Source organism: Flavobacterium tibetense (assembly GCF_003293845.1).
Classification (GTDB): domain Bacteria; phylum Bacteroidota; class Bacteroidia; order Flavobacteriales; family Flavobacteriaceae; genus Flavobacterium; species Flavobacterium tibetense.
On the sequence record NZ_QLST01000030.1, the window covers coordinates 1 to 4,958 of the forward strand.

2 tRNA genes and 2 rRNA genes are annotated in these 4,958 nt (G+C 45.7%); all 4 read left to right on the forward strand.

Annotated features, from left to right (window positions below):
* The first annotated feature begins 1,037 nt into the window (after positions 1 to 1,037).
* Positions 1,038 to 2,555 (forward strand): 16S ribosomal RNA (locus tag DPN68_RS12865).
* A gap of 82 nt (positions 2,556 to 2,637) precedes the next feature.
* Positions 2,638 to 2,711 (forward strand) — tRNA-Ile (locus tag DPN68_RS12870).
* A gap of 85 nt (positions 2,712 to 2,796) precedes the next feature.
* Positions 2,797 to 2,870 (forward strand) — tRNA-Ala (locus DPN68_RS12875).
* 136 nt (positions 2,871 to 3,006) lie between these two features.
* A 23S ribosomal RNA gene (locus DPN68_RS12880) occupies positions 3,007 to 4,958 on the forward strand; the annotation flags it as partial.

Consider the following 4,958-nt stretch of genomic DNA (forward strand, 5'->3'; position numbering starts at 1 on the left):
TATATATAAGGTATAATGTTAAAAAGATTTGAAGCAGCCGTTTCGCATTCCATAAAGACTATTGGTCCCGCTGTCCACTCTATCTTTTACAAACCTGACAGGTTTTCGAAAACTTGTCAGGTTTATAAAAGGATGCCGTTCCCATCGGGGCTAGTTCAAGACACTCAGCATTCCATAAAACCATTCCACTTGCTCGCAAAGCGAGCACTAATCTCTCGCAATGCGGGCAATTGTCATTCCGCAGAATAGGAATCTCCTACGCAGTAGGCTATTGCTTAACGCAGTTAAGCCCACAACCAGAAACCAGAAACCCATCCAACCTCTTTTATGAACTTTGCCTATACTATATATAAGTATTAAAAAACTTCTATGACTTATATGTTTAACAAACAAATATACAATGAGAGGTGTTCCTCCTAATCGGAAGGGGGGAGGGGATGTTACAAGTATATCAATCCACAACCCACAAACTATAAACCAAAAAAAACCCTTCGCGCCTTCGTGCCTTCGCGGCAAACAAAAAAACTTTCCCACATTAAATCCTTGTTATCAACAAGTTAAGAAAAGTATCAAAAAAAAGAGAAAAAAAAGATTGTAAAAGCCTTGCGAGTAAAGAAAAGAGTATTACTTTTGCACCCGCATTAAAGCAGAAGTTCACACACAAACTGGAGAGTTAAACAAGTCTAAAAAACTTTAAAAAAAGTTGAAAAAAGATTTGGATAATAAAAAGTAAAGGTAGTATCTTTGCCGACCCGAAACTAAGGAATTGGGGAGTGCAGGTTCTTAAAAATGTTGGGTAAGTGGTTTAGGAAAAATAATCAAAAAATTTTTTCAAAAAAGCTTGCTAGATTAAAAAAGAGTTGTACTTTTGCACCCGCTAACTGAAACAGTAGCGAACAAAAACAGAATGACACGTTCATAGACATATTGGATTGACAGCACGATTTGCAGCAATGTAAATCGAAAAATTAAGAGAGAGTAAGGCTTTTAAGAATTAAAGAATGAACCTAGCCTTTATCGTACAATATTTAAAAACTACGATGAAGAGTTTGATCCTGGCTCAGGATGAACGCTAGCGGCAGGCCTAACACATGCAAGTCGAGGGGTAGAGGAAGCTTGCTTCCTTGAGACCGGCGCACGGGTGCGTAACGCGTATGCAATCTACCTTATACAGAGGGATAGCCCAGAGAAATTTGGATTAATACCTCATAGTATTACTGAGTGGCATCACTTGGTAATTAAAGTTCCAACGGTATAAGATGAGCATGCGTCCCATTAGTTAGTTGGTAAGGTAACGGCTTACCAAGACAATGATGGGTAGGGGTCCTGAGAGGGAGATCCCCCACACTGGTACTGAGACACGGACCAGACTCCTACGGGAGGCAGCAGTGAGGAATATTGGGCAATGGAGGCAACTCTGACCCAGCCATGCCGCGTGCAGGAAGACGGTCCTATGGATTGTAAACTGCTTTTATACAGGAAGAAACCTCCCTACGTGTAGGGACTTGACGGTACTGTAGGAATAAGGATCGGCTAACTCCGTGCCAGCAGCCGCGGTAATACGGAGGATCCAAGCGTTATCCGGAATCATTGGGTTTAAAGGGTCCGTAGGCGGCCTTATAAGTCAGTGGTGAAATCTCCTAGCTCAACTAGGAAACTGCCATTGATACTGTAGGGCTTGAATTTTGGTGAAGTAACTAGAATATGTAGTGTAGCGGTGAAATGCTTAGATATTACATGGAATACCAATTGCGAAGGCAGGTTACTAACCAACGATTGACGCTGATGGACGAAAGCGTGGGGAGCGAACAGGATTAGATACCCTGGTAGTCCACGCCGTAAACGATGGATACTAGCTGTTTGGTTTTCGGACTGAGTGGCTAAGCGAAAGTGATAAGTATCCCACCTGGGGAGTACGCACGCAAGTGTGAAACTCAAAGGAATTGACGGGGGCCCGCACAAGCGGTGGAGCATGTGGTTTAATTCGATGATACGCGAGGAACCTTACCAGGGCTTAAATGGGAGACGACAGCTTAGGAAACTAGGCCTTCTTCGGACGTCTTTCAAGGTGCTGCATGGTTGTCGTCAGCTCGTGCCGTGAGGTGTCAGGTTAAGTCCTATAACGAGCGCAACCCCTGTCGTTAGTTGCCAGCGAGTCATGTCGGGAACTCTAACGAGACTGCCGGTGCAAACCGTGAGGAAGGTGGGGATGACGTCAAATCATCACGGCCCTTACGTCCTGGGCCACACACGTGCTACAATGGCCGGTACAGAGAGCAGCTACTAGGTGACTAGATGCGAATCTTCAAAACCGGTCTCAGTTCGGATCGGAGTCTGCAACTCGACTCCGTGAAGCTGGAATCGCTAGTAATCGGATATCAGCCATGATCCGGTGAATACGTTCCCGGGCCTTGTACACACCGCCCGTCAAGCCATGGAAGCTGGGGGTGCCTGAAGTCGGTGACCGCAAGGAGCTGCCTAGGGTAAAACTGGTAACTAGGGCTAAGTCGTAACAAGGTAGCCGTACCGGAAGGTGCGGCTGGAACACCTCCTTTCTAGAGAAATGATAGAGATAGGTTCTTTATCTTCTAGGTTTTACTCTCGCTGTTAATTCAAATAATACAAGTTACAATACAGAGTCTCGTAGCTCAGCTGGTTAGAGTACTACACTGATAATGTAGGGGTCCCCAGTTCGAGTCTGGGCGGGACTACTGATTATAACTAAGGAAATTCTAGGGGTTAGCTAACCGTTTAAGTTACTGTTAACTGCAAACTGTTAACTGCCGACTGAAAAACGGGGGATTAGCTCAGCTGGCTAGAGCGCCTGCCTTGCACGCAGGAGGTCATCGGTTCGACTCCGATATTCTCCACTATTCGCTAAAGCGAAAAAAGTTCATTGACATATTGAGAAAAGCAAATATTTAAAAAGTAGAAAATACATTAAATGCGTAATTTATTGCGTATTTATATAGAAAGTCCTATTTATATTTATATGAATAGGCGGCACATAAGCAAAATAAGGGCGTATGGGGGATGCCTTGGCTCTCAGAGGCGATGAAAGGCGTGATAAGCTGCGAAAAGCTACGGGGATTGGCACACACGAATTGATCCGTAGATACCTGAATGGGGCAACCCGGCATGTTGAAGACATGTCACTCCGATAGGAGAGCAAACCCGCTGAACTGAAACATCTAAGTAGGCGGAGGAGAAGAAAACAAAAGTGATTCCGTAAGTAGTGGCGAGCGAACGCGGATTAGCCCAAACCAGAGTTGTTACGGCAATTTTGGGGTTGTAGGACCACGATATTCGATGCGGATTGAACCGGAATTACCTGGAAAGGTAAACCAAAGAGGGTGATAGTCCTGTATGGGTAAGAGAAGATATCGATAGTGGTATCCTGAGTAGGGCGGGGCACGTGAAACCCTGTCTGAATCTGGCGGGACCATCCGCTAAGGCTAAATACTCCTGAGAGACCGATAGTGAACCAGTACCGTGAGGGAAAGGTGAAAAGAACCGTGAATAACGGAGTGAAATAGATCCTGAAACCATACGCTTACAAGCGGTCGGAGCCCTTTCGTGGGGTGACGGCGTGCCTTTTGCATAATGAGCCTACGAGTTACCGTTGCTGGCAAGGATAAGTGATTAAGTCATGGATCCGTAGCGAAAGCGAGTCTGAATAGGGCGCCATAGTCAGTAATGGTAGACGCGAAACCGTGTGATCTACCCATGGGCAGGATGAAGCTGTGGTAACACATAGTGGAGGTCCGAACCGGTTGACGTTGAAAAGTCTTCGGATGACCTGTGGGTAGGGGTGAAAGGCCAATCAAACTCGGAAATAGCTCGTACTCCCCGAAATGCATTTAGGTGCAGCGCTGGGTATAAGTTATATAGAGGTAGAGCTACTGATTGGATGCGGGGGCTTCACCGCCTACCAATTCCTGACAAACTCCGAATGCTATATAATGTTTACCAGCAGTGAGGGCATGGGTGCTAAGGTCCATGTCCGAGAGGGAAAGAACCCAGACCATCAGCTAAGGTCCCCAAATGTATGCTAAGTTGAAAAAACGCGGTTTGTCTGCATTGACAGCTAGGATGTTGGCTTGGAAGCAGCCATTCATTTAAAGAGTGCGTAACAGCTCACTAGTCGAGCGGACGAGCATGGATAATAATCGGGCATAAGCATACTACCGAAGCTATGGATTTTACGTTAAGTAAAGTGGTAGGGGAGCATTCTAAACTGGGTCGAAGGTGTGATGCGAGTCATGCTGGACTGTTTAGAAAAGAAAATGTAGGCATAAGTAACGATAATGCGGGCGAGAAACCCGCACACCGAAAAACTAAGGTTTCCACAGCTATGCTAATCAGCTGTGGGTTAGTCGGGTCCTAAGGCGAACCCGAAAGGGACAGTCGATGGCCAACGGGTTAATATTCCCGTACTACTTATAATTGTGATGGAATGACGGAGTGATGAAAGCACCGCGAACTGACGGAATAGTTCGTTGAAGTACTTAGCTATAAGATCTATAGGCAAATCCGTAGATTTTGGTGAAATACGATAGTACTCTGAGGCTTCGGCCAAGGGGATAGTGTGCCTAAGGGCTTCCAAGAAAAGTTTCTAAACTTAGATTATAAGTACCCGTACCGTAAACCGACACAGGTAGTTGAGGAGAGAATCCTAAGGTGCTCGAGAGATTCATGGCTAAGGAATTAGGCAAAATAGACCTGTAACTTCGGGAGAAAGGTCGCCAGCAGCAATGCTGGCCGCAGTGAAAAGGTCCAGGCGACTGTTTATCAAAAACACAGGGCTCTGCAAAATCGTAAGATGAAGTATAGGGCCTGACACCTGCCCGGTGCTGGAAGGTTAAGAGGAGATGTTATCTTCGGAGAAGCATTGAATTGAAGCCCCAGTAAACGGCGGCCGTAACTATAACGGTCCTAAGGTAGCGAAATTCCTTGTC